23 protein-coding genes are annotated in these 26,337 nt (G+C 45.6%); 4 read left to right on the forward strand and 19 right to left on the reverse strand.

Annotated elements, in window-relative coordinates; genetic code table 11:
• Positions 1-150 precede the first annotated feature (150 nt).
• The 11 genes from ACX5KA_RS16480 to ACX5KA_RS16530 form a co-directional block, all read right to left on the reverse strand.
• Entirely contained in the window at positions 151-1,053 is a 903-nt protein-coding gene (locus ACX5KA_RS16480; protein ID WP_039219906.1) for an ABC transporter ATP-binding protein, read from the reverse strand.
• A gap of 16 nt (positions 1,054-1,069) precedes the next feature.
• Positions 1,070-2,065, reverse strand: a complete 996-nt coding sequence (locus tag ACX5KA_RS16485) for an ABC transporter permease (RefSeq protein WP_039219910.1) — start codon at positions 2,063-2,065, stop codon at positions 1,070-1,072.
• Positions 2,066-2,153: 88 nt separating this feature from the next.
• Positions 2,154-3,563 (reverse strand): CmpA/NrtA family ABC transporter substrate-binding protein, encoded by a 1,410-nt coding sequence (locus tag ACX5KA_RS16490; protein ID WP_014948243.1) that lies wholly within the window; start codon positions 3,561-3,563, stop codon positions 2,154-2,156.
• A gap of 571 nt (positions 3,564-4,134) precedes the next feature.
• Complete coding sequence (locus tag ACX5KA_RS16495; protein ID WP_458731685.1) at positions 4,135-5,451, reverse strand: methyl-accepting chemotaxis protein; 1,317 nt, start codon at positions 5,449-5,451, stop codon at positions 4,135-4,137.
• A 284-nt stretch (positions 5,452-5,735) separates the two neighbouring features.
• Positions 5,736-7,073 (reverse strand): diguanylate cyclase, encoded by a 1,338-nt coding sequence (locus tag ACX5KA_RS16500; protein ID WP_458731686.1) that lies wholly within the window; start codon positions 7,071-7,073, stop codon positions 5,736-5,738.
• Positions 7,074-7,218: 145 nt separating this feature from the next.
• Entirely contained in the window at positions 7,219-8,205 is a 987-nt protein-coding gene (locus ACX5KA_RS16505) for a glycosyl transferase family protein (RefSeq protein ID WP_458731687.1), read from the reverse strand.
• A complete protein-coding gene (gene cobA, locus ACX5KA_RS16510) occupies positions 8,189-9,172 on the reverse strand; it encodes a uroporphyrinogen-III C-methyltransferase (RefSeq protein ID WP_039219935.1) in 984 nt (327 codons plus the stop codon). The genes ACX5KA_RS16505 and cobA overlap by 17 nt, the downstream gene beginning before the upstream one ends.
• Positions 9,173-9,184: 12 nt before the next feature.
• Entirely contained in the window at positions 9,185-12,076 is a 2,892-nt protein-coding gene (locus ACX5KA_RS16515; protein WP_458731688.1) for a nitrate reductase, read from the reverse strand.
• A gap of 86 nt (positions 12,077-12,162) precedes the next feature.
• Positions 12,163-12,534 carry a nitrite reductase small subunit NirD gene (gene nirD, locus ACX5KA_RS16520; protein ID WP_014975661.1) on the reverse strand — a complete coding sequence of 124 codons (372 nt, stop codon included), beginning with the start codon at positions 12,532-12,534 and terminating at the stop codon, positions 12,163-12,165.
• A 36-nt stretch (positions 12,535-12,570) separates the two neighbouring features.
• Entirely contained in the window at positions 12,571-15,120 is a 2,550-nt protein-coding gene (gene nirB / locus ACX5KA_RS16525; protein WP_039219937.1) for a nitrite reductase large subunit NirB, read from the reverse strand.
• Positions 15,121-15,431: 311 nt separating this feature from the next.
• A complete protein-coding gene (locus ACX5KA_RS16530; RefSeq protein ID WP_458731689.1) occupies positions 15,432-16,997 on the reverse strand; it encodes a SulP family inorganic anion transporter in 1,566 nt (521 codons plus the stop codon).
• A 434-nt stretch (positions 16,998-17,431) separates the two neighbouring features.
• Between ACX5KA_RS16530 and ACX5KA_RS16535 the strand changes: the two genes are divergently transcribed.
• Together ACX5KA_RS16535 and ACX5KA_RS16540 are read left to right on the forward strand one after the other, a co-directional pair.
• Positions 17,432-17,719 carry a hypothetical protein gene (locus ACX5KA_RS16535; RefSeq protein WP_014948232.1) on the forward strand — a complete coding sequence of 96 codons (288 nt, stop codon included), beginning with the start codon at positions 17,432-17,434 and terminating at the stop codon, positions 17,717-17,719.
• Between the two features lie 356 nt (positions 17,720-18,075).
• Complete coding sequence (locus ACX5KA_RS16540; protein ID WP_039220008.1) at positions 18,076-19,416, forward strand: nitrate regulatory protein; 1,341 nt, start codon at positions 18,076-18,078, stop codon at positions 19,414-19,416.
• An 88-nt stretch (positions 19,417-19,504) separates the two neighbouring features.
• Here the strand turns inward: ACX5KA_RS16540 and ACX5KA_RS16545 are convergent, their stop codons facing one another.
• The 6 genes from ACX5KA_RS16545 to ACX5KA_RS16570 form a co-directional block, all read right to left on the reverse strand.
• On the reverse strand, positions 19,505-19,708 hold the full coding sequence (locus tag ACX5KA_RS16545; RefSeq protein WP_039219941.1) for a helix-turn-helix transcriptional regulator: 204 nt from the start codon (positions 19,706-19,708) through the stop codon (positions 19,505-19,507).
• The gene (locus ACX5KA_RS16550; protein WP_039219943.1) at positions 19,701-20,183 is read right to left on the reverse strand and encodes a hypothetical protein; all 483 of its coding nucleotides are present in this window, start codon (positions 20,181-20,183) and stop codon (positions 19,701-19,703) included. Before ACX5KA_RS16550 ends, ACX5KA_RS16545 begins: the two co-directional genes overlap by 8 nt.
• Positions 20,184-20,396: 213 nt before the next feature.
• Positions 20,397-20,987, reverse strand: coding sequence for a nucleotidyltransferase family protein (locus ACX5KA_RS16555; RefSeq protein ID WP_052235446.1), 591 nt, complete (start codon positions 20,985-20,987; stop codon positions 20,397-20,399).
• Between the two features lie 53 nt (positions 20,988-21,040).
• A complete protein-coding gene (locus ACX5KA_RS16560; RefSeq protein WP_039219949.1) occupies positions 21,041-21,733 on the reverse strand; it encodes a phosphatase PAP2 family protein in 693 nt (230 codons plus the stop codon).
• Positions 21,734-21,764: 31 nt separating this feature from the next.
• Positions 21,765-22,085, reverse strand: a complete 321-nt coding sequence (locus tag ACX5KA_RS16565; RefSeq protein WP_014948226.1) for a BolA family protein — start codon at positions 22,083-22,085, stop codon at positions 21,765-21,767.
• A 5-nt stretch (positions 22,086-22,090) separates the two neighbouring features.
• The gene (locus ACX5KA_RS16570; RefSeq protein ID WP_039224473.1) at positions 22,091-22,732 is read right to left on the reverse strand and encodes an alpha-ketoglutarate-dependent dioxygenase AlkB family protein; all 642 of its coding nucleotides are present in this window, start codon (positions 22,730-22,732) and stop codon (positions 22,091-22,093) included.
• 317 nt (positions 22,733-23,049) lie between these two features.
• Here ACX5KA_RS16570 and ACX5KA_RS16575 point away from each other — a divergent pair, with 317 nt between their 5' ends.
• Together ACX5KA_RS16575 and ACX5KA_RS16580 are read left to right on the forward strand one after the other, a co-directional pair.
• The gene (locus ACX5KA_RS16575; protein ID WP_458731690.1) at positions 23,050-24,282 is read left to right on the forward strand and encodes a methyltransferase; all 1,233 of its coding nucleotides are present in this window, start codon (positions 23,050-23,052) and stop codon (positions 24,280-24,282) included.
• Positions 24,283-24,331: 49 nt separating this feature from the next.
• Positions 24,332-24,940, forward strand: a complete 609-nt coding sequence (locus tag ACX5KA_RS16580) for a peptidylprolyl isomerase (protein WP_014975652.1) — start codon at positions 24,332-24,334, stop codon at positions 24,938-24,940.
• A 37-nt stretch (positions 24,941-24,977) separates the two neighbouring features.
• On the opposite strand, the gene ACX5KA_RS16585 is transcribed toward ACX5KA_RS16580, so the two are convergent.
• A complete protein-coding gene (locus ACX5KA_RS16585) occupies positions 24,978-25,496 on the reverse strand; it encodes a GNAT family N-acetyltransferase (protein WP_202941204.1) in 519 nt (172 codons plus the stop codon).
• A gap of 86 nt (positions 25,497-25,582) precedes the next feature.
• On the reverse strand, positions 25,583-26,212 hold the full coding sequence (locus ACX5KA_RS16590; RefSeq protein ID WP_202941205.1) for a gamma-glutamylcyclotransferase: 630 nt from the start codon (positions 26,210-26,212) through the stop codon (positions 25,583-25,585).
• Positions 26,213-26,337 lie beyond the last annotated feature (125 nt).

Consider the following 26,337-nt stretch of genomic DNA (forward strand, 5'->3'; position numbering starts at 1 on the left):
AGGCTTCCATTTAGACCAAAACTTGTACAACAAAGGCCAACAGGCCCAGAAGTCAACACTTACCCAGCCAGCATTAGAATGCCGGTTGAAAAGTACTGGTTTTGGTTAGTTGGCGGAAAAGGCTTCCGCCCTAGTCAGGTGCCGATAAAGCTAGGCGGCATCTGACTTCTTAGCGTCTTTTTTTCCAGATGACACCCCGCTGGGTTTTGCTAGCTGTTGTGAATGTTTGTTAGTTGTAGGCGCTTGGTTGGCGCGTGACGAAACGGTTTCAACCTTCTTTTGTTTGTCGTAAAGGAAAGTTAAGACTTCATGTCTGTAGTGGTTGTACTGCTTGTTATCTGCAAGTGCTAATCTATCTCGCGGACGCGGCAACTCAATATCTAGAATTTCGCCAATGGTGGCTGCAGGGCCGTTATTCATCATAACAATACGGTCTGATAGCAATACCGCTTCATCCACATCATGAGTAATCATGATAACCGTGTTACCCAAATCAGCATGAATTTCCATTAGCGAGTCTTGAAGATGAGCGCGAGTTAGGGCGTCTAGCGCACCGAACGGTTCATCCATTAGCAGCACTTTTGGCTCCATTGCCAACGCTCGTGCAATGCCCACTCGCTGTTTCATACCACCTGATATTTCACTGGGTAATTTATCAAGGGCGTGGGTCATGTGCACAAGCTCTAGGTTGTGCATGATCCAGTCACGCATCTCGTTTTTACTCTTGCCTCGCATGGTCGATTTTACGGCCAGCTCAACATTCTTGTATACCGTAAGCCAAGGTAATAAAGAATGGTTTTGAAAGACTACTGCGCGTTCAGGTCCAGGCTGCTTCACTTCTGCGCCATCTAAAATTACGCCGCCGGTAGTAGCTTGGTGCAAACCTGCGACGATATTCAGCACCGTTGATTTACCGCAGCCCGAATGGCCAATTAATGAAACAAATTCACCTTTGCTGATTTTAAGATTTACATCTTGAAGCGCAGTAAATGGCCCCTTCGGTGTGGGGAAGTCGATACCCACCTGCTCTAACTCTAAGTGTTTAGTGTGCATAAAATTCTCCTCAAAATTAGCGTAGTACGCTCGACTTGTCCCAGCTTACAGCGCGCTGAATCGATAACATTAGGCGGTCTAGTACAAAGCCAATAGCGCCAATGGTGAGCACTGCTACCATGATTCTCGCTAGCGACTCCGAACTTCCGTTTTGGAATTCATCCCACACAAACTTTCCTAGACCTGGGTTTTGGGCAAGCATTTCTGCCGCAATCAGTACCATCCAGCCAATACCAAGCGACAATCTAAGTCCTGTAAAAATCATGGGGATAGAAGATGGAAGTACTATTTTGGTGAGATGAGAAAACGGCGTAAGGCGCAATACCTTGCTTACGTTGATTAGGTCCTTATCAATATTTGATACACCTACTGCGGTGTTAATAAGGGTTGGCCATAAACAACAAAGCGAAACCGTAAAGGCAGAGGTCACGAATGATTTAGAAAAGGCCGGATCATCGCTGACATAAAGGGCACTTACCACCATAGTCACCAGCGGCAGCCATGCCAATGGAGACACTGGCTTAAATAACTGGATAAGTGGATTTATTGCGGTGTAAGCAGATTTACTTAGACCACATAGTATACCCACGGGAACCGCCACGACTGATGCAATTAAGAATCCAACCATGACGGTGTAAAGGCTTGTCCATATCTGATCAAAGAAGGTTGGCGCACCGGTGAATTCTCTAATTTTTGGCTGATAAGTAGGGTCCTGCGCTACACGCGCTGCATTTCTTGCTTCTTGACGTTGATAGAAAGCGTCTGCTTTTTCGCGCTGTGCAATATGCTCGTCAATTAACGCACCGGCTTGCTCAAAAACTTGTGCAGGCCCTGGGAACTGCCCCAGCGACGTGTCAATACTTTTTGCTACACCATTCCAAATGGCCAAAAACATCAGCAAGCCAATAACAGGCAGCAGCAACGCAGGCGTGGATTGATATAAACGGCTCAACAAAGAGTTGGCGTTTGACGGCGACGATGGAAGGCGAAGAATGGTTGTCATCTTGCTCATTGCTTGCTCCTGACACTTGATGTGCGCTTTTGCGCTGTTTATGCCCCGCCCTAGTTAGAACTGAAGGCAGGGCCATTAAATCAGACACTTACAGTACAGTGTCGCCCTTCAGACCAATCTTAAATTGCTCTAAGTAAGCGTTAGGCTTGCTTCCGTCAAACGTCACGCCATCAATGAATTCGCTCTGAGGCGGCTTGTAGCCCGTTTCCGTCCCAAACTCTGGAAAGTCAGACGCCTTAGCTTTACCTTCGGCAATCAGTGCTTTAGCAGCCTGAGCATAAACTTCTGGTTTATAAACTTTTTTGGCTGTCTCTTTATACCAATCGTCAGACTTAGCCTCTGAAATTTGACCCCAGCGGCGCATTTGTGTGAGGTACCAAATAGCATCACTGTAGTATGGGTAAGTGGCGTTGTAGCGGAAGAACACATTAAAATCAGGCACGTCGCGCTTGTCACCTTTCTCGTATTCGAAAGTGCCCGTCATGCTGTTAGCCAGTACGTCTTCATCTGCACCTACGTAGTTACTTTTAGCAAGAATCTTTACCGCTTCAGGACGGTTAGCATTGTCGTTTTCATCCAGCCACATTGCCGCTCGAATTAGGGCTTTAACCACGCGAATGTGCGTATTTGGGTATTTGTCAGCCCAGCCTTGGCTTACGCCGAACACTTTTTCAGGGTTATTTTTCCAAATTTCGTAGTCGGTGATCACAGGTACACCAATACCTTTAAACACAGCCTGTTGATTCCATGGCTCGCCTACGCAGTAGCCATAGATGGTGCCGGCTTCCATCGTCGCTGGCATTTGCGGTGGGGGGGTGACTGACAGCAGTGCCTGAGCGTCTATTTGGCCCGCAGTATCACCTTTATGCGGCGCATAATATCCAGGGTGAATTCCACCTGCTGCAAGCCAATAGCGTAACTCGTAGTTGTGTGTAGAAACTGGAAATACCATTCCCATGTTGAACGGCTTTCCAGCATTGCGGTATTCATCAACCACTGGCTTTAAATAATCAGCTTTAATAGGATGAACTGGCTTGCCATTTTCCTGTGGAATATGGGCCTTCATTTTGTCCCAAATTTCATTAGAAACGGTAATTCCATTACCATTGAGATCCATACTGAACGCTGTTACCACATGCGATTCCGTGCCGAAGCCAATGGTTGCACCAAGGGGCTGGCCAGCCAGCATATGAGCGCCATCTAATTGGCCGTCGATTACGCGATCAAGCAGCACTTTCCAGTTAGCTTGCGCTTCCAATGTAACGTAGAGGCCCTCATCTTCAAAAAAGCCTTTTTCGTACGCCACAGCAAGCGGTGCCATATCAGTGAGCTTGATAAAACCAAACTTAAGTTCTTCCTTCTCAGGCCAGCCTACCGCTGGCGCTTGTGCTGCCACACTCGCAGAAAAACTTGCTACAGAGACGGCAAGTGCTGCACATACTCCAGCACTCGCCGTTCGAAAGCGTTTTAGCAGTGATGTTGTCTTTAACCCAGTCATACGTGTTCCTCGTAGCCAAAAAAAAACCCACCAGCGTACGACGTTTAACCGTCGAGCATGGTGGGCTTCGTTGCCGTGTTTGTAATATCGGAGTTCTTACAAACGCATCAAGTTGTTAATGGTAAGTCAGGAATTCCCGCTCACACACCTCATCTTTAAGGGAGGTTTATTAAAAGCTTTAGCTTATAAAACCATCTTTATTTTTTATTATTATGCACTTGCCATAAATGCCGGAGATGATGATGCTTCCTTACCGTTCTCCGCTGAATCCTATTTTTTTACCCTATGGTAAGTGTTGTGCACTCCACTCTGCCATCGCATTTGTGTTTGCACCCGTTGCTTTGTACAGCAACGTTGCTGTTGCACGGATTAATTAGCACCCATCGTGCCAGAAATATAAGCCATTGAAACTTATGAATATTTACACTATTGAGGTAAGAGAAAAGTGAGAATGAATTCGTTTTGGTGCACCAAAACAGGGGGGGTGTTCAACCTTGGTGCGCGAAAGCAGATACCAAGGTTGAACAAATATGGCCAATGACTAAAGCCGTCTGATTGTGTCGCTAATTTTCTAGAGGCGTTTAGTAAATTGCCCGATAGCGTTTACCACTTCATTGGCACCGCTTTGGATTTCGCTCATTGCTTTGCCTGACTGCGTTGAATACTCTAAGGCTTCGCGCGCTTTTTCCTGACCCGCTTCAATTAACTGAACTGCATTTTCTGTTAACTTTCTGTTTTCTACGACGACGTTTACGATTTCTTCAGTTGCGCTACTGGTTCGCGACGCTAGCTGCCTGACTTCATCGGCAACCACCGCGAAACCACGCCCTTGATCGCCTGCACGTGCAGCTTCAATAGCAGCGTTAAGCGCCAATAAATTAGTTTGATCGGCAATTCCGCTAATACTTTTAACCAAGTCCGCAACTTTTTGGGATTGCTCATCTAGGTCCTTAATACCTTCACTCGCATTGCCCATCTGTTTCGTTAATTCGTTCATCGCCTTAACCGTAGAATCGAGCACTTGATTTCCCTTACGAGCTTGCTCTCCAGTTTCTTGCGAAATGTTGAATGCAACGTTGGCGGCTTCGGAAATGGCGAACTCCCGCTTCATTTGCTCTGTAATTACCGTTGCGAATTTTACTACTTTATAAAGCTGACCATCTTCGTTTCTGATGGGGTTATATGACGCTTCTAGCCACACTTCATTCCCTCGGCTATCAATGCGTTTGAAGCGTCCAGATTCTAACTGTCCTTGCGCTAGCCCACGCCAAAACTGTTTGTATTCTTCCGAGTTCGCCTCTTGCTCTGTGCAAAAGATCCTATGATGCTTTCCAACTATTTGCTCCAACTTGTAGCCCATTGCTTTCAAAAAGTTTTCATTGGCTTTAATTATGCTCCCATCTAGATTGAACTCTATGACTGCGGAAGAGCGATTAAGTCCGGCAAGCATGTCTCTAAGTTCGTTGCTATAGGAAATATTGCGGGTTTGCTCAGCCATATAGAAAGCAATGCATTTTACGTTTCCATAAGCGTCGTCGATGGGCTGTACGATGCCTCTTACCCAAATCTCATGGCCTTTTGCATTATTGAAGCTAACTGCGCCATGCCAATGACGATGATTTTTAACAGCGCCTAGCATATCTTGAACGTCCGATTTCTTAAGCGATTTCGGGTCCATTAGGCTTTCAAGGGACTTCCCTTCTAGCTCTGAAATCTTAAATCCTGTTGCTTGAGTACATAGATCATTAATTGCATGTATACGTCCGTCTGCATTCAACTCAATGTACAACATTTCTTCACGAAGCTCTTCCTTAACCGTTTGATATGCCGCCAGTTCCTTTTCCAAACGTTGGTTTTCGGCTATCAACTCTTTATTTTTGAAAAACATCCTGCGCTCCTAATTAACTTCGTTTCACGCATTATTTATCAGCCGACTTAGCTCATAACGAAGCCCCCCTGACAAAATAGGCACTGGCGTATCACACTGAAATACGGTTAGTTGTCTGAAACGATAAGCTAGTTTTTATTGGTTTTGATTAAAGATAGCAGAGGAAATGAAGTTTATTGATGTTTCACACAAATAAAACTGAAGTTTTTTTGTTCAATAAAGATTAAAGATAGCCCAGTTTGGGGATTGGCATAAACGCGCTTCTTTTTGCTATACAAAAATACTCAAGGCAGCGATGAAAACACGCAGCGATTCCGGCCGCCCGTTTTGGCGCCGTACAAAGCTTTATCAGCGGTATTCAGGATCGAAGTTAACGTCCAGTTGTGGTGATTAACGAAATTGACCGTTGCAACGCCCAAACTTGCGGTAATTACGGGTGAAACTGTGCTCTTGCTGTGCTCTATCCCTAATGATTCTATCGCATCTCGAATCTCTTCAGCTTTCACCTTCGCGCCTTTCTCATCGGTATTGGGCAAAATCGCTACGAACTCCTCACCACCGTATCGAGCACAAAAATCAGTGTTACGGGTAATGACTTCATTAAGCCCAATAGCGACGTTTTTCAGGCATTCATCCCCTTTAGGGTGACCATAGTTGTCATTGTAAAGTTTGAAACTATCGACATCCAAGATAACTACCGTCAACGGCCAGTCATACCGTTTTGACATGGCTATCGCTTTTTCCATTTCCATTTTGAACGCCCGTCGATTTGGAATATTAGTAAGGGGATCGCTAAGTGACAAACGAATCAATTCGGTTTCTTGGCTCTTTACTCTCTCAAAATACAGTGCGAAGGTTTTAGCCAGGCGAGATATCTCGTCACTGCCTTCAAAGCTTGCTACTTCTTCACTATTTTTTTCAACCAAGTTGGTTAAAGCAATTAAACGCAGAATAATACGTTTGTTCAGCATGGTATTAATAAAAGGGAACGGGTAGGAATAGTGCAGCAAAATAATATCTGCGCCTTGCTGTCGCAATCTTTTAGACTCCTCCATGATGGCTTTTTGAGGAGGCGTTATAGCAATATCAGATAATTGGTACTCTTCTATCACTCTCTCATGTAAAACTGATATAACACCAAGAGTTAATTCTTCTTTTTCTACAATCACAGAAGTGTGCAGGCCATCTGGGGAACGCCCCACCCGGTTGTCTATTACGTTGCTGGCTACCAATGGAAAGGCTGCTTCATAAGAACGAAGAGATAATTCATCCTCATAGAAACTAAATTCTCTCTTTGTGACCCCCATCACATCTGGCTCAAGGGAATTGAGAATATCAATAATGTGGGAGCCACGGTCAAACGAGGATAGCGCGCTCGGCCCAATCGAGCCGCCGCCGAAAATGAAGAAGACGGTTTCACTAATTTGCCGCTGTTGTTTTACGAGGGTTTGAAGATTAGCGTAACGCCCTGTGCGTGCGTCGCTAATATTAGGCATATCTGCGGTTAGTATGAAAGTTACGCTAGAGGTTGTGACCTGTTCTCGATTTTCAGATACAGCATAACCTGCTCGAAATAAGAGCGACAGGCTAGCTAAAAATACGAGCCATTGCGTGATTCGCATAACACCACTTAAGGAAAACTTGTTAATACTATTAACAAGTATAGCAACGATTAAGTCAATGCGACGATTGGCTATTTTTCCTTAAAAAGAAGGGCTTTATATCAAGCAATATAGATAATTGCCCGCTCAGAAAACGCAGGTGACCTTAAAATGGCGTTGCGCTTTTATTGCGCTGTGCCCAAAGCTGCCTTGCCTGGGACAGGGCATCTGCGACATCACACTTTTGTAGCAGCACTAAATAGCTGGCAAGTGTACTCAAAACGGCTTGTTCACCGTAAAGACTACTCGCGTTACCCGCCCACACATCAAGCATGTCATTAACGTTCATCTCTTTATCTTTAAGCGCCCATTTGTCAGCAACCACCGGCATTATTACTTCTTCGGTCTCACCATTTCGGGTAATAAATAGCTCAGTTTCCCGTTCACCATTAACTTCAGGATCTCCGCCATCACCACGAAAGCAAAGCGCATCTATAGATGGATAATTTTCATTAACGCGGCAGTGTTTGTGGTCAAGATGCATATGGTAAACGCCCTGTACGCAAAATTGTGCAGCGGTGGGGTTCAACAACCTTGCGAGGGTGTTAGCGCATGAACGCAGGCCAAATACCTCACGAAGCTTAATAATTGTGTCGAGCGCAGGCAGCAAGTAAGACAAATCAAGGTAAGTCACCCCTTTATCCGTTAACTGCTGTTTGGCATCTTCAATACTGCTAACTTCAGACAGGCCCAATTGGGGTAACGCTATACTTGCATAAAGGCGTCCCGAACCCGGTTCATGCGCACCGTGGAGCATAACCGAGTAACCATTGTTGGCTAGAACCGCTACGGCCAATAAGTACCACGGTAACTGGCGACGCTTTCCCGCGTAGCAGCCAATATCTAACGTGGGGGTGAGGGTTTTAACTTCTGGCTCTATCAGCTCTCTGCATGCATCGACAAAGCCAATAACTTCTTCTGGTGTTTCTTCACGGGTACGCAGCAACATAAGAAATGCACCGCGTTGATCGCCTGTCACTTCATTGGCCAATACCATTTTCATGGCATGATAAGCCTCATCACGGGTAAGGCTACGCCCCCCTTTTTGACCCTTGCCAATAATTTTTATGTATTCACTAAATGGTTGCTGCATGCTTGGATGAATGTAATAGAAGAGTATTTACCTGTTGACGAGACTCTACCACCTTTCCAAATATAAGTAACGTAGGCCCCGTTAAATTTGCTGCTTCTACCTTGCTATGAATATCGGCAAGCACGCCAGTAATCACGCGCTGTTCGGGAGAAGTGGCATTTTCAATTGCCGCTACTGGCCATGTGGTTGGCACGTTGTGATGAATCAAGCCTTTGCATAGCCCTTCAAGTCGGCTTAGCCCCATATAAACCACCATGGTTTGCTTCAATACATTTTGCGCCATGGGTGCCATCTCTGGCCATTGATCCACGTCCTTAAAATGTGCGGTCATAAAACTCACCGACTGAGCACAACGCCTGTCGGTTAAAGGGATCCCCGTATAGGCTGACACACCCGATGCTGCCGTAATACCAGGAACAATAGCAAAAGGAATGTTGGCTTTTGTGAGTGCATCGGTTTCTTCGCAGGTTCTTGCAAATAGGGCTGGGTCACCGCCTTTTAACCGTACGACAGTGTGACCGTTGCTTGCCAATTCAACCACTCGCTTGCATATAGCGTCTTGGGTAAAGCTATGCTTTTTGCAGCGTTTTCCTACATATTCTTTCACCACTTTAGAGGGAATTAGCGCGAGAATATCTTCGCTGACTAAAGCATCGAACAGTACGACATCGGCTTGTTGCAGAAGACGAAACGCTTTTAACGTAAGTAACTCGGCATCACCAGGGCCAGCGCCGACGATGAACACCTGCCCTTGTTTAAGACCTTCAGTTTGTCTGTTTGCTAACTTCAACCACTTGCCAAAGTATGAATGCTTAGCTGGAGCTTTTGGATTATCGGAGCGCTGGCGCGTCGTCACGGTCGTGGCCGAGGTAGAAATAGCATCGCGATAAAAGAGGTTTAACAAAGGTTTCTGCGGTTTAAATAAGGTGCGCAAAAACGGTAACGACCAACTAGATGCAATTGACATGATTTAACGCTCCTAAACAGATTGAATTTCAATGACTAAATGCTTGTCTATCAGTTGAGACAAGGCGGGTTTGCACGAGCCACAATTCGTACCACATTTTAATGCTTCACCAAGCTCTGCCACCGAACTACAGCCTTCCTTGATGGCATGTGTAATGGTTTTTTCGCGCACTTCAAAACAGCTACAAACTACATCACCGTTTAAAAATGCGTCGTCTACTTGGCCACGTATTAAATTGCGCTGTATGTCTGTAGAAATAGATGTGTTGAGAAGGCTGGCGAGCCATTCGTTAGGTACTGACCATGTATTTTTTAAATGTGGCGCTGCCTGCGCTGTTGTATGTGCAGCTGCTGGTGCCCTTTCACCCTTTTCTGGCTCATCGCCTAAAAACGCCGCGAAACAAAGAGTATCATCGACAAGCGCAAGGCATACTGAGTATGTATGATGATGAAATTGCAATAGCACCGCGTTTTGCGGCAGCAGGGGTATCAACGCTTGGGTAAAATCTCGACGACCTTTGTTCGAAGCAACATTCAATACTGATAATGCTGCATCCGAGTTATTTAAAGGTGAAGACGCCTCTGTGCTTTCAAGCGGTGCCGTATTCCAGTAATCACACGCATGCTTTAGTGCGTCTTCATAACTGGGGCTAAATTCTGAATTAAGTGTTGATTGGTTTACTGATGAAACAAAGAGCTTGCCGTAGGTAACGAAATGAGCAGGCGCGATAGCAACCGCCGCGTGTTTTAACTCTGGTTGCCCTGAAATAGGGTCTACCGCGCTGGCATAAAGTGCGCCTAGTTTACTGTGCGAACCCCATTGCGCCGACCAGTGAATGGGAATAAATACTTCCCCTTTGCGCATATCCGTATCCGCTTTAACCGGATAGATAACGGAGGCGTCTTTACACACTGCACTTGAAAGAGAAACGAGGCTTCCGTCTTCAACGCCCAATTCAGCAGCGTCTTTAGGGTTGATATGCACGCAAGCACTTGGCATATGAGCCAGTAACTTTGCCGCTTTACCTGTGCGCGTCATGGTATGCCACTGATCTCGCGCCCGGCCGCTGTTCACAACAAAAGGATAAGCGTCTGATGTCACCTGCAATGGCGCTCTGTAAGTTACGGGAATAAGCCTAGCCTTGGCGTTGGGTGTTGAAAACTGCTTGTCTTTAAAAGGGCGTTTACTGGTAAGGCTAGGTTGAGAATTAGAACTGGCCGTATTCTCAGCTTTTGTAACTGCTTGAAAGGGCCACTGCAAAGGCGATAGCCCATTGTACTGAGCTTCACTTAACGCTTGTAAAGGTGACAGGTCTAATTGTCGCTTACCGTTATTTTGATAGCCGGTTAGCCCAGCGTATTCGCAGAATATTTGTGACGGATGGGTAAAATTAAATGCCTCGCCAAAGCCCATTTTACCCGCCACTTCACACAGTATTTGCCAGTCGTGTTTTGCACTACCTGGTGGAGGCAATATACCGCGCTGACGTGATATACGGCGCTCTGAGTTTGTTACCGTGCCGTCTTTTTCCGACCACCCCGTGGCAGGAAGGGCAATGTGCGCGTAGTTAAGCGTATCGTTAGACTCAACAATATCAGACACCACCACCATGTCACATTTAGAAAGTGCGCGTTCAACTTGACCGCGATTTGGCATACTGACAACGGGGTTAGTCCCCATTATCCAAACGAATTTTACCTTTCCACTCTCAATTGCATTAAACAAATCAACAGCTTTAAGCCCCTGCCCTTTAGGCATAACAGGGGCGTTCCAATAGGTTTTAACAGTGCTGATATGCTCAGGGTTTTCAAGGTCCATATGAGCAGCCAGCATATTAGCTAAACCGCCCACTTCGCGGCCCCCCATTGCATTGGGTTGGCCAGTAATAGAAAACGGACCACAACCGTCTTTAGCAATTAAATCCATTACTAAATGACAGTTGATAATGGCTTGGGCTTTATCCACACCAGCAGAAGACTGGTTTACGCCCATAGAATAAAAAGTAATTGCGCTAGAGGCTTTGCAGAAGGCATCAAAAAAGGCCTTAATACTGTTAATGTCTAGGTCGCATACTTTAGCAACGTCATCTAACGTTAAGGCATTTGCACTTTTAAGCGTTTCATCAAGCCCCTCGGCATAGCTCTCAACAACGGATTTGTTTATACGACCTTGTGCGTTTGCATAGCTGAGTAAACCGTTAAATAGCGCTACGTCGCTACCTGGCTTTAATGGAAGGTGTAAATCGGCAATGGTACAGGTTTCGGTTTTGCGTGGGTCAACAACGATGACCTTCATATTCGGATTTTTCAGCTTTGCTCGCTGAATGCGTTGAAAAAGCACTGGGTGCGCCCAGGCCGCATTACTTCCGGTGATCACCAGTAAATCTGTACATTCCAAATCGGTGTAATCGCAAGGCACCACATCTTCACCGAAGGCTCGCTTGTACGCGGCAACGGCTGATGACATACATAGGCGTGAATTCGTATCGATATTGGCACTGCCGATGAAACCTTTCATAAGCTTATTGGCAATGTAATAGTCTTCGGTGAGAAGCTGACCTGATACATAAAAAGCAACGGCATCCGCGCCATACTGCGCAATGGTAGAGGTGATCTTATCCGCAATCACATCGGTGGCCGTGTCCCAATCCACCGATTGACCTGCCATGGTTGGGTGAAGCAAACGTCCGTTTACGTCGTTTGTTTCAAGCAGGTTTGTTCCTTTAACACACAATCTTCCATAATTGGCGGGATGCTCTGGCGTGCCTTTAACAGTGTCCAGGGTTATGGCACGCGGGCTTACGTTGCAACTGATATCTACACCACACCCTACGCCGCAGTATGGGCATGTTGTTTGTCTTAATTGTTCAGACATCATGTCGGGTTGTCGTGTAGGCATATTCATTTCATTACCTTTTTCGGTTTCACAGCTTTTGAATGCATTTTGCTAACAGGCTTTATTCATGTGGGCGTATAAAAAAGACAGTTTGCTTAAACGCCCACAAAAACCTTTTCGCCCTCTACCTTCACAGCGTAAGCCGTGACGGAAACATCGTCGTGTTCTTTACACAGCCCGGTTTCTAAAAAGTAATGCTCTTTGTATAAAGGCGAAGCAACAACAGGTGCACCGCCTATCGACCCTAGAAGCCCGCGATAGAGTACGTTTGCTTTACCAATAGGGTCGTAGTTACTAATGGCGAAAACCTGAGTTTCGCCGTTTATCTTCAAACTGAAAATTGCCACTTGCTGTGAGTCGACAAGGGCGCAAACCCCACTGTTTGTCACTAAGTCGTTCGTCTCACAAACGTAGTGCCATTGCACTTGCTGTGGTTCTGACGCCATTACATTTTGCGCTGCTGACATAATTTGATTCTCCTAACAGGGTTGATAAGCCAGTGGCTATACCATAGAGACAGGAATGAACTGATCTTTACCTGCTACTTTTTCAGCTTCAGTAGCTGGGCGAACCTGGCCTCGCTCTGAAACAAACTGAATATTGGTGTCGCTAGCATTGCTGTTTACGAATTGACGGAAACGCTTGCGCGACTCTGGGTTTTCGATGGTGGTTTTCCATTCGCACTGATAAGCATCAACCACAGCATCCATCTGTGCTTCAAGCTCACCATTAATGCCAAGAGCATCGTTTATCACAACGTCTTGCAGGTAAGCTAACCCACCTTCTAAGTTGTCCATCCACACCGATGTACGCTGTAAGCGATCAGCAGTTTTCACGTAAAACATCAGCACGCGGTCGATGTACTTAATAAGGGTTTCGGTATCTAGGTCGGTGGCAAACAGGTCTGCATGTCGAGGCTTCATGCCGCCATTCCCGCAAACATACAGGTTCCAGCCTTGCTCGGTAGCAATAACGCCAATGTCTTTGCTTTGGGCTTCTGCGCACTCACGGGTACACCCCGAAACGGCAAATTTAATTTTGTGCGGTGCACGTAAGCCTTTGTAACGATTCTCTAAATCAATGGCAGTGCCAACAGAATCCTGAACACCGTAACGGCACCAGGTGCTGCCCACACACGATTTCACAGTACGCAGTGCCTTCGCGTAGGCGTGGCCGGTTTCAAAACCACCAGCGACCAGTTTTTCCCAGATATCAGGTAAGTGCTCTACGCGCGCTCCAAATAAATCAATGCGCTGACCACCTGTGATCTTGGTGTACAGGTTGTATTCTTTTGCCACTTCACCTAGCAGAATCAACTTCTCAGGCGTTATTTCGCCACCAGGTACACGCGGTACAACGGAATACGTGCCATCTTTTTGCATGTTGCCAAGGTAGATATCGTTGGTGTCTTGCAGAGGAAGATGTGAAGCCTTAAGAATGTAGTCGTTATACACCGAGGCTAAAATTGAGCCGACAGCGGGCTTACAAATTTCACACCCTAGACCTTCACCATGCTGCTCTAGTAGCTCGTCGAAGGTGCGAATGCCGTTTACCTTAACGATGTGAAAGAGTTCTTGTCGGGTGTAATTGAAGTGCTCACAAATGGCTTTCGATACTTCCACACCGCGCTTTTCAAGCTCGCTGTCTACCACATTTTTAAGTAGAGCGGCACAGCCTCCACAACCTGTACTGGCCTTAGTTTCACCTTTTACATCGCCAACGCTACAACAGCCGCCTTCAATGGCTGAAACAATATCGCCCTTTGTCACATTTAGGCATGAACAAATAGACGCGGTGTCTGGCAGTGCATCGGCACCTAGCGCCGGTGCAGCATCGGATGAGGGCAGAATTAGGCTTTCTGGGTGTTCAGGTAATTCAATATTATTAAGTGCATACTGTAGGAGCGTGTCGTAGTCGCTGGTATCGCCAACGAGTACAGCACCAAGCACGTACTTTTGCTCGCTATCTACCACCAGCTTTTTATACACGCCCTCGGGCTGATTTAAGTACGTGTAGCTAAGCGCTCCGTCTGTGCGTTCATGGGCATCGCCAATTGAGCCCACTTCTACGCCCATTAGCTTGAGTTTAGTGCTCATATCTGCGCCAGCGAACTCGGCATCGCCACCTGTAATATGACTTACGGCCGTGCGTGCCATGGTGTAGCCAGGTGCAACAAGACCAAAGATTTTGTTATCCCACAGCGCACATTCACCCACAGCGTAAATGTTCGGGTCAGACGTCACGCAGTGGTTATCAATAACAATACCGCCGCGCTCACCCAGTGTTAGCGCTGACTTTCTGCCGAGCTGGTCGGAAGGTCGAATACCAGCAGAAAATAAAATCATGTCAGTTTCTAGTGCAGTGCCGTCAGCAAACACCATTTTATAGCGGCAGGTATCACCGGCCTCGATAGTTTGGGTGGCCTTTTGGGTGTGAACCGTAACACCCAATGCTTCAATTTTGTCCTTAAGAACGTTACCACCTGCTTGGTCTAGCTGTACCGCCATAAGCTGCGGGGCAAACTCAACCACGTGGGTGTCGAGACCGGCTTGTTTTAATGCGTTAGCGGCTTCTAAACCCAACAGCCCACCACCAACAACAACCCCTACTTTGCTCACCGTTGCTGATGCTTCAATAGCGAGTAGATCGTCTATAGTACGGTACACCAAGCAATGCTCTTGATCGTTGCCAGGGATGGGTGGCACAAATGGGTATGAGCCCGTAGCTAACACAAGCTTATCGTAGCTAAACACCTGCCCTTCAGAAGTCGTCACTTTATTATTGTCACGGTCTATATCGGTAACCAAGGCATTGGTAACTACGTTTACGCCCCACTCGGCGTACTGAGCGGGTGTAGTGAGCGCTAAGTCATCAGCACTCGCGCCGCTAAAAAAAGACGACAGATAAACGCGGTCGTACGCAAGGCGTGACTCGCCGCATAAAACGGTTATTTCTACATTGGCATCGCTTTGGTGAAGCTGCTCAACAAAATGATGCCCCACCATGCCGTTGCCTACGACGACAATTTGCGTTTTTGAGTCCAATGAAGTCATGGTATTCCCCTTTTTTCGGGACAAAAAAAAGCCCGCTTCAACTTTCGTTGATGCGGGCTTCGTTGCCTATTTTGCCAACGGTTTAGGTCGGCTAACACATTTTACGGAGTGTTATAAATCACACAATTTTCAGCGATTGACACAAATCACCAAAACACACTTTACGTTTATAGCTATCCAAGTTCAGTGCCAAAACCGTAAACAATTGTTTTTATTTGATTTACTACAAAATAAGCATTATTCAGACTTCACAACTGCACCAAACAAACGCAAAACTGTGTTTACTTGGTGCATTAAGGCTTTCAAATAACTTAGGCCAGCTTATCCGTCGCTACGCGATAGCGAGGATCTTCAACCACATTAATTTCAACAAACTTATCGGCCTTGCGAAGCAGTGAGCGACACTCATCACTGATATGGCGAATGTGTAGCTTTTTACCTTGCTCTTCGTATTTGTCAGCAAGGGTATCTAGCGCATCGATACCTGATGAATCCCAAATGCGAGAGTCTTTAAAGTCAATAACTACATCATTAGGGTCGTTTGCGATATCAAACAGGTCTTTGAAATGCGATACCGAGCCAAAGAACAGCGGGCCGTCTAGCTCATAGACTTTCCAACCGTCGTTATCGATATGGGATCTCGCTTCAATATGACGAGCGTGTTTCCATGCAAACACCAGTGCTGAAACGATAACACCCACCACAACCGCAATAGCCAGGTCAGCGATAACGGTAACGCCGGTTACTAGGAAAAGTACGAACGCATCTTCTTTGTTTACGCCGCGAATAATTCTGAATGACGCCCACTCAAATGTAGCGATAACCACCACGAACATAACGCCAACAAGGGCAGCGAGAGGAATCATTTCAATTAGCGGAGCAGCAAATAGAATAAAGCCCAATAATACAACCGCCGCGGTGATACCAGACAAGCGGCCACGGCCACCAGAGTTAATATTAATCATACTTTGGCCAATCATAGCGCAACCGCCCATACCGCCAAAGAAACCGTTTACGGTATTTGCAACACCTTGGCCAACGCATTCTTTGTTACCACGTCCGCGGGTGTCCGTCATTTCATCAATTAATGAAAGGGTAAGAAGCGATTCAATAAGACCAACCAAGCAAAGAATGACTGAGGTAGGCAGAATGATCATGAAGGTTTCCCAGGTGAACGGCACCATAGGAATAGCAAAGCTAGGAAGTTCACCCGCTAGCGTTGCGGTATCGCGCTGGTCAGCTGGTAGCAAATCGCGAACAAAGTCGATTACAGTGCGCGCTTCAAGGTCAAGACCGTGTACTAACAAGGTTACCGTAACAATCGCTACCAGCGACGCAGGTACAGCTTTAGTTAGCTTTGGTAGTAAATAGATAATAGCCATAGTTAACGCCACAAGCCCTAACATCCAATATAGCAGCGTACCTTCCATCCACTGTAATTCACCGGCTGCGTTAGTGACTTTGAACTGGCCTAACTGCGCCAGGAAAATAACAATTGCCAAACCATTTACGAAGCCTAGCATTACCGGATATGGCACCAGTCGAATAAACTTCCCGAGCTTGAAAATACCGCACAATATTTGCAGTAATCCAGCCAAAATAACCGCGGCAAATAAATACTGCACGCCGTGTTGGGCAACCAGTGCCACCATTACAACGGCCATGGCGCCGGTAGCACCAGAAATCATTCCTGGTCGGCCACCAATAGCGGAAGTGATTAAGCCCATCATGAAAGCCGCATAAAGACCAATCATTGGTTCTACGCCGGCTACAAATGCGAATGCAACGGCTTCAGGAACCAAGGCAAGCGCCACGGTAATACCTGATAGCACGTCATTTTTAACGTTGCTGTCTTTACTGGTAATTAAATCGAACATGTTCTCTCAGAAGCTAGGATGTTAAACACAACAACCTACCGTGGCGTACACTGCGTTACAGCAGAACACCAAGTGGGTAGGAGAATTTTTCGGCGATTCTATCACCATTGTTGCTTAAAATCTTTTAATAGATTGTTACTACGGCCTGTTGAACGTTGATGTACAGCAAAGATCAACAAGCCCCCGTCCAAACTACTTGGCGCTTACGTGATAAGCACAAGGCTCTTTGCACCATTTCTAATACTGTGAGCTTGTCAATTTTTCATGTAAGGCCTCAGGGCTTAATTTAATAGCGAATGCTGACAAATTGCATCGTACATGGCATCGTATAAAGGTTTTTATTCACCGCGTCGTTCAATGCGCTTCGATTTCTAATACGGGGCTACGATAAGACGTCGCAATAAGGCACAAGTCTTATTCAACGAGGAGTTAAAGTGGTACCTTATATTCTGACCATTTTGTGCGTGCTAGTGGCAGGCGCTATACATTGGATGTCGCCGAAGGCTTATTGGAAAGCCACTATTATGTCGACCGCCGTTATTTTACTATTTTCTGTAGCGGCATTGTTCATCTTTAAAGCATCAGGAATGCTGGTTAGCGAGCACACAGGCGAGAATGCTGATTTTTCAGGACAAATGCTAACCATCACCACAATGATTGCCTTCTTCGGTTTCTTAATATCGCTGTTTGTAGGCTGGTTTCTTCGCGTAGTCAGAAACTAATTTGGAAAGCAAAACCACATAGTTTGCGAGGCTGCACCATTTTGGCGCAGCCTCTTGCCTCTCAACTTCCCTCTTAACGCCGCTAACCTTCCCGTCCCCCCTTATAAAGTCACCTTAAGTAAAAATTCCAGTCACACCACATGCCGCGAAATGTCAGCACTCCGAGCGTTTTTGTTCACGCTAACGCTTATCTTCATCAATTCTAATAAACAGGGCATAAGTGTTGCTTGGTAGACGTATTGCTCTGCTGAGTGCAGGGGGCTAAGAGCAAAGAGTTTCAAAAAACGTTTCGCCAATAGATGCACTCATCAAGAAAAAATTCGAAACGTGTGCACCAAAGATTAGCAGGCCTTAACATGCTTCATGAACCAGAACAGACCATTGCGCTGTGTAGCGACGCTACTAAGCGCTTTTTGCTAGCGGCAAAGCACGCCGAAATAACTGTGCTTGAGCAATTATCTAGTAATTGTCGAATTGTAATTGCGGTTCGTGAGCTTATTCATGAACTGCAAAAAGAACGTGGGGCCAGCAACATCTTTCTTGCTTCAAAGGGCGAACGTTATAGTGTTGAGCGAATGCAGTATATCGGTGCTAGCGAACAAGCGGAGTCTTTGTTAAAAAGCCATTTAAAGTCCCTATACCTGACAGATGAAATCACTACGGGTAACCCGCGGTTGTTGAGCAGCATTACACTTGCTATGCAGGCGACGGACTACCTGCCCAGACTGAGAGAACAAGTAAGCAAGCAGCTGCTGACACCACTGGAATCCACCCGAGCATATAGTCGCTTAGTGGCCAGTTTACTTACTGTTATCTTTGAAGCAGCAGATATTGCAAGCGACCCAACAATAACCCGCTTACTGGTTGCTCTGTTCAATTTTATGCAGGCAAAAGAATACGCGGGGCAAGAGCGGGCGTGGGGCGCTATTGGTTTCGCAGAAACTCATTTCGATGTTCGCCTTTGTGAAAAGCTAGCCGCACTTCAGCACGCACAAGAACATCACTTCAGTATATTCTGTGAGTTTAGCTGTAAACCGCATAAAGAAGCACTAGAAGCGTTAAACAAAAGCCCTGCCGCAATCGACATAACGCAGCTTAGAAATATGATTGCACAGCTTGGTGACGGCAGTGCGATTTCAAGCGAGATCTCAGAGGTATGGTTTGATGTCGCAACACGACGCATAGATGCAATGCTGGCCATTGAAGTAGCGCTAACTGAAGCCTTAACACAGCAAGCTAACAGTAAAGTTGCTGATGCAAAAAATGAAATGGCCAACCATCAACAACTACTAACGCGCTTTAATGATGAGCACGCCAATGACGGTTCCCCCCTCACCTTATTGTTCGACCCCAGTATGCCAGGCCTTGCGGAAGACACTAAAGAAGACGAGATTAAAACGCTATCACTCAATCAGCAAACTAAAACCTTATCTGCCCATCGCTCTTTTTACGATTTATTGCGTTCACAAGCCCAGCACATAGAAGATATGGGGCGTGAACTTGAGGAAGCTAAGCGGGCAATTCAAGACCAGAAGCTGATAAGCCGGGCAAAGCTGGTTGTCATGGAACAATTTGGATTAAGCGAAAATACCGCGTATCGCCGACTGCAAAAACAAGCGATGAGCGAAAATACGACCATAGCATCTATTGCCGCTAAGGTTGTTAATATTGCAACTAAAAACTCAGCAGGAAGGTAAATGCAAGCTCAACACAAATTCAGACTTTTCGTGTAGCGCCATTTAGTAAGTTTCCACTACAGTATATTTCCATTGTATCGCTATCGCTTTATTTAAGTTCAAACACCTGCTCTACTGGAATAGCAAAATAAGCTGCTATTTTAAGAGCAATAACCACCGAAGGTGTGAAGCGCCCGGTTTCCACGGTACTTATAGTTTTTCTGGAAACACCAATCGCATCAGCTAATTCTTGCTGAGAGATTTTATGTTGCAAGCGGAGCTTATGAATATGGTTATCCAAATCTTCATTCATCTAACTCTTCCTCGCGCAATTTCCATAAAATGGATGTTCCATGGGCAGCCGCGGCTACACCAAGCAAGACTTGAAGCGCATGGGTAACGCCAAAGGGAGCCATGAGATCAGCAAACCATTTGCTATCGCCCCAAAAAGCAAGAATCATTGTGCCGAAAATTAGGATATGACAAGTAATACGCAAGCTAAATGAGCTCACATAGTCCACGTATTCATCGTCAAATGTCAGCGTCCAAAAACCCAAACGAGATATATTTTGGGCGAACTTCATTGATTTAATTCCTAATACTACGCAGTAAACAGCGCTAGCTAATGACGCCAACCCTAGTAACCAGTAAATAACTGAGTCTGTATTGTTAATCGTAGCTAATGCGGCTTTAACTAAAACAAAGAATGCTAAGGCGAGACTGACTTTACCCGTTATTGTCAAATACTCTTGTTCCGTCTCAGGTGGTACTAAAATTGATGTTGCCATTTTTAAATTCCCTATTATTAACGGCGCATTGATGCCGATTAAAGCTCACTGCGTTCTAATGTCACATATGATACCTAAACGGATCATATGTAACCCTTAGGTATCAATGATACCCAAAGGTTACATGTTTGCAAGTTTTTTATGGATTTGATTAATCAAAGCATAGTCTGAAACATTGCGTGCCAATTCGTACAAATATGTATTGCTTTCCAGTTATTTATGAACTTTCAACAAAGGCCAAACAGTAAGCCAATTCTTAGAAGCAAGTCGCTGTTTGAAAACTTCGGGTCTTGGATATTTTGGGTTAATACTTATGGTGCCTGCGAAGTTTGCTTCCAAGCCAAATGGCGCGAGTATGTCTAAATCATCATTGGCTAAAAGGCGAACTGCTACACAGGTTTCTCGTTCTATCCAATAAGAAATAGCGTCGTGGCAATTTTGATAGGGAGCGTGCTCGTGGGCTAGGTGCATCCGCGCTTGATTTTTAACTTGCCAACTAGCTTGGGGTACCATACGCGCTAGCTCGCGTTCAATGGCTTGTTCTTGTGCTTTTAGTCCTAGTTTGGCAGCTACAGAACTTGGTGAGTAAGCTTGCGGTTGAGGTGCTAATTTCAATGCATTATCGGCACCCGCAACACGTTGCGGTGGATTAACGCCACCACTAAAGTAAATCACATCAATATCATTGAGCGGAGTCGGTATAGTTCTTTCGTGTAACTCATCCCATAAGGCATTTCGAACAAAACCAGCACCAATGTACCCTTGCGGTAAATCGAGCGCTCTCAGAGCGCGAAGGCAACGCATTCTGAAAGGGTCCCGCTTGATAACGCCTTCAAGCCGTCTGCGCTTGTCCACGTTTAACCTTCGTCTTTTATACGCAGTTTGCGTTTCCACTTGATGATATAGAAGCAAAAGGCAGCCATGCTGCCACCAGCAAACCACCCTGCAATTATGTCGCTAGGCCAATGCACGCCCAATAAAATGCGGCTTAAGCCAATACAAAAGACAAGAAAGGTGGCTGCCATGTAGATCCACACTTTTACTGAAGCGTTTTGCGTGAAGTACGTTAACAAATAGGCGATATAGAAATAAACAAGCGTAGATAAGGTAGCATGTGCAGAGGGGAAGCTTTGTGTATACACACTCACATCCTGCATGGGCAGCGGAGGACGAGGCCTGTCGATGCCAGCTTTGAGTAAGAAGGTCGTTGCGATCCCCGCAGCGACAGCAATTAGAAAAGTCAGTGCCTTTTTCTTTTCACCGGCCATCGCCAAGGCTCCGGCAACTGAAATCGTGACAAAGACAAGTGCCGTATTACTGCCTAACGCGGTGATATCGCGTAGCGCGTCTTCTTTCCAAGCCGATACATTGCCTGCTTCGCTAATTACATTGAATAACGCATTGTCAAACGTAGTCAGCACGCCCATGTAGACAAACAACATCATAAGCAAAAAACCGGTGCCAAGTAGTAACACCTGAATAGAGGGTGTTTTAATGATGTCTAAGTAAGAGGCTAGCGCGCCGCTGTTTTTCGTTTCACTGCTTGTCATAAATCTACTTCCATTTAGTACAAAAAGAGCGTTATTGGTCGTGCTTGCTACCACCTAGGCAGTTTGGCGATACCATAGATTGCCCACCTCGAGCTTCCCACTCTGTCGGCGTATACGTGTGAAGTGCCAACGCATGAACAGGCCCCTGCAGCGCTTCAGCCGCAAGACCGTTAATTTCTCTGTGTCTCGCTATTAAGCGCTTACCCTCAAAAGCATCACTCACTACCGTTACTTTGAAATGACTCTGAGCCCCCTCTGGAACATTGTGCATAAAACTCTCATCTACAACCTCGAGAAAACTCGGGTTAAGTGCAGCTTCAATCGTAGTTTCCAGAAACGCTTTTACTTGCATTTGGCTTACCTTGTTCTGTGAATAAGATGTCGGAATGTAAGATTAATTCTACCACCGATAGGCTTAGCCGTCTTCGCAATACCGTGCACATAATGACTTTGTGTTGTTCCTGCCATAATTAATACACTGCCGTGCTCAAGCACCTGTGTATACTTTTCCTTTGTTTCTTTGTGCTTAAAAACAAAGGGCCTTGCTTCACCTAAGGTGACGGATGCAATAACCGGGTTTATACCCAACTCAGGCTCATCATCTGAATGAAAGCTCATGCTATCTTGTCCGTCACGATACCAATTCGCTAACACACTGTTGAACTTTGTATTTTGGGTTGCAGCACATAACGCTTCACAACAATCCTTAATGCTTAAAAGGCTGTTCGTCCACGGATTTGGCGACATGGTTAAATTCGAATAGGTATAGGTGCAATCGTCATCGCCGTGCCAGCTCTGAAGGCGGGGAATTTTTACCGGCTTGCCAAACAATCTGATCGAGTCCTGACGCCAGGGTAACTCGGCCTTCAGTAACTCAAAAAAAGTATCTGCATCATTTTTTGATAGCGCGTGAGGAAAATAAGTGACATCGCCCTCTGACAGCGGGAGCTTATGAGATGAGCTATTATTTTCTGGGGTCTCGAAAAGAGAAAACTGCATGCGTAACTATGATATTTCCGGTGATTTTTAATTTTGGCTATGGGCACTTGATCTCAAAAGTGCTTAAACACACCTTTGAAGTTCCCCTAATTACACCTTAATTACGCATGCATTGCTAATGTGGATTTTTCTGCGAGCTATAAAAGTGATTCTTTCACCATTACATTGTCACCATCAACATTGCACGGCATAAGAATGACACGTTATTGGTTAGAGCCGCGTGGCTGATATGATAAGATAGGCAGCGCGTACATAAACCAAATAGGCATTCCCAAAAGTATGTGAGTGCTTTGAGCCATCTCTGAAAACAGACTCCAATGAATACAGAATTTATTTTTGCCGACCGACAATTTTCGCTTATTCGCTACCCTGAAAAGCACCAGCACATAAGCCTTCAAGCATGGGATAGCGCTGATGAACTCGTTATTGAGCACATTGAGAACTTATTAAGTGAAGCGTCGCTTTCAATTGGCAGTGGTGACAATGATGGCTCAATGATGATTTTTAACGACGATTTCGGCGCGTTAGGTTGTTGGTTTTCGCACTTAGCACCTTACTGGGTATCTGACTCCTACATATCTTTGCGATCACTCTCTGAGAATTTAAAAGCCAATCATTTACTGGGTAACGCAGAAACGAGCAATAAAAACGGCCTGCTAACCGCGCCGCTGAAAACCTTGACTAGCGTGCAAAGCTTAACGTTTAAGCCAGAAAAGGCGCCGAGTCTTGTTGTGCTGAAGGTCCCCCGCGCCCTTGCACTTCTTGAACAGCAGCTTATTGATTTACAAAAATATATAACACCTGACACGCGTGTTATCGCAACCGGTAAAGTGAAGACCATCACAAAATCCGTACTCAACCTATTTGAACGATATATTGGCCCCACCACCACGTCCCTTGCCAAGAAGAAATCGCGGCTTGTGTTCGCTTCGCCTCGTGAGTCAATAAAACTATCTGACTCGCCCTATCCGACGCGCTGGCAGTGTAAAAGTACGATGGGAACGGCGTTAACTATAGACAATCTGGCGAATACGTTTTCCCGACAGTCATTAGATATAGGCGCTCGCATTATGCTTGAACATATGACGGTGAGCGCTAATGATGTGGTGGTAGATTTAGGCTGCGGCAACGGAGTACTGGGGGTTAATGCCCTTTCTCTTGCCCCTGATGCCAGAGTAATATTTGTGGATGAGTCGTATATGGCATTAGAAAGTGCCAGACTCAATGTGCTCAATAACTTCCCGGATAAAATTGATCAATGTGAGTTTGTTGCAAGTAATTGCCTTGAAACATTAATCAATAGAGAGAATAAACCTGCTGTTACCAAAATTTTGTGTAACCCACCGTTTCATCAACAAAACGCAATCACTGACCATATTGCATGGCAAATGTTCACTGATTCCCGGGACGTACTTATTAAAAGCGGTCACTTAGTGGTAGTTGGTAATCGACACCTCGACTATCACATTAAACTTAAAAAGTTGTTTGGTGGCGCTAAGGTACTTGCGAGTGATAAAAAGTTCGTTATCTTAGGCACTGCAAAACGCTAAGCGATTAAAAAACGTGCGCGAATTAAGGAATACAATCAAAGGCATTTTTATGAAGAAAATACTTTTATCACTGCTAACCGCCATCATGCTAATTGGCAGCAGTTCACCCGTTATGGCCAAGAAAGACGATGGGTCTCAGGTTCAGCCTGATAACTATTACCCTCGGGTGAAAATAGAAACCACCATGGGCGATATTGTGGTTGAACTGGACAGAAGACGTGCGCCAATTACCGTAAATAACTTTCTTCGTTATGTTGATAAGCGCGCCTACGAAGACACCATTTTTCACCGCATCGTGCCTGGTTTTGTTGTGCAAGGTGGTGGTTATACGGCTGACTTCAACGGCAAGTCGAACTTTCCAGATATCTTCAATGAGTCTGGTAACGGTTTGACTAACGATCTGCACACTATTGCAATGGCAAGACAAGGTGACCCGCATACCGCAAACCGACAATTTTTCTTCAACGTGAATGACAACAGCAGCTTAAACCCCGGAAGAGACTGGGGCTACGCGGTTTTTGGCGTAATTGTTGAAGGCGAAGATATTGTTGATGCCATGTCGGAAGTAGAAACTGAATATTCGATTCGCCTTAACGCGAATAACGTACCCATTGAGCCGATCATTATTAAAAAGATGACCGTGTTACCGCCCTTATAGCGATTAACAGATACAAGCAGCCATAAAGAGCAATGCTCTATGGCTGTAATTCCAACCTGAACAAATGCTGTTTTGGGAAGGTTTTGTCGAAGTAAAAGCCCTGCTTGTTAAATCCTAAGCGCTGTAAAAGCTTCTGCGACGCCATATTTTCTGGGTGCGTCATGGCTGTTAAAAAACGATAGCCCTTAGACGCAGACCACGCAATAACACACTGACATGCCTCGTAACATATACCCTTACCTCTTGCTTCAGGCAGCATGGCAAAGCCTAAATCTGGACATTCAAATGCAAAGCGATTGAAGAGACCACAAACCCCTAACGGTTGTTTGGTTTTGGTTAATTCAACAGCAAGCAGGCCATACCCCCACTCTTCGCGCTGCGCATTCGTTTTGCCAATGTAATCACACGCATCGTCCACTGTATTAACGTTCTTACTTCCAATGAATTTTAGCCATAGCGGGTCCTGCTGCAGAGCGAGCACCCAATGTTTATCATTATAAGTCAGTGGCCGTAGCGTTATTTTATCGTTTGTAAAAATAGCGGTGTTTGTGTTCACACTAGTCCTTTTGGCAAAGTTTTTATGACGCGCATGTAGTGCTAGTTTTGTACCTCTGCAGGCTAATATATAGCTAGAAGTAAGACTTAAGGCAAACAATATTCCTTTGATAGAAGCCTGTCTATGTGCTCAAGGTGATCTGGGTTCACCGCTGCCGCGCGAGGGTATTTTGGGTCCGCTCTGTCATTTACTCTTGGGTGCTCCCACAACGATGTATGGACGATAAACCGCTCGGCTTCCTCTGCACCACCGTGCTCTAAGCATCCACTCAAGCATGTATCTACGTACGTTTGATGTACAGGATAGGCGTCATTTGCCTGTGCACAATCGAGTGTTTCGCAAATCCAAAAGGTAAATTGTGCAAGCACATCGTCTAGAGACTCAGACCCCTTGTGTTGATGAAAATTGAGTGCTTTAGCGCTTACTTCGACAAACCGATAGTCTTTTTCTCTCTCCTGTAAGGCAGGGTTAATTTGTGTTGGGATAAGTTGGGCGTTTAATTTGCTATGCGCATTGACCACGGCGCCAACGTAGGTCTGTTTTTCATGAAGACTACGCGTCACCCATGCCCTTTCGAAGCCAAAAACCGTCACAGGGAGCCCTTGTGTAAAAATGTTGGAGTAGCGCTCTCGGCTGTTTTTGCTTAGTAAGCTTCCGTAACCTAACACCATGTGTTTTTCGGTTTGCGTACTTAACCAATTCGCTATTTCATTCATTTTCACCTCTACTTCACAACCGCTCGACGTTTACCATCTTAAGCATGTTTATCTTTGCAGTTTATTCAACTGGAAAAAATCGTACTGACCACTTTCCCCTAGTATAAAAAAAGGCGATGTACTGA

The sequence above is a fragment of the Alteromonas alvinellae genome, from assembly GCF_902705805.1.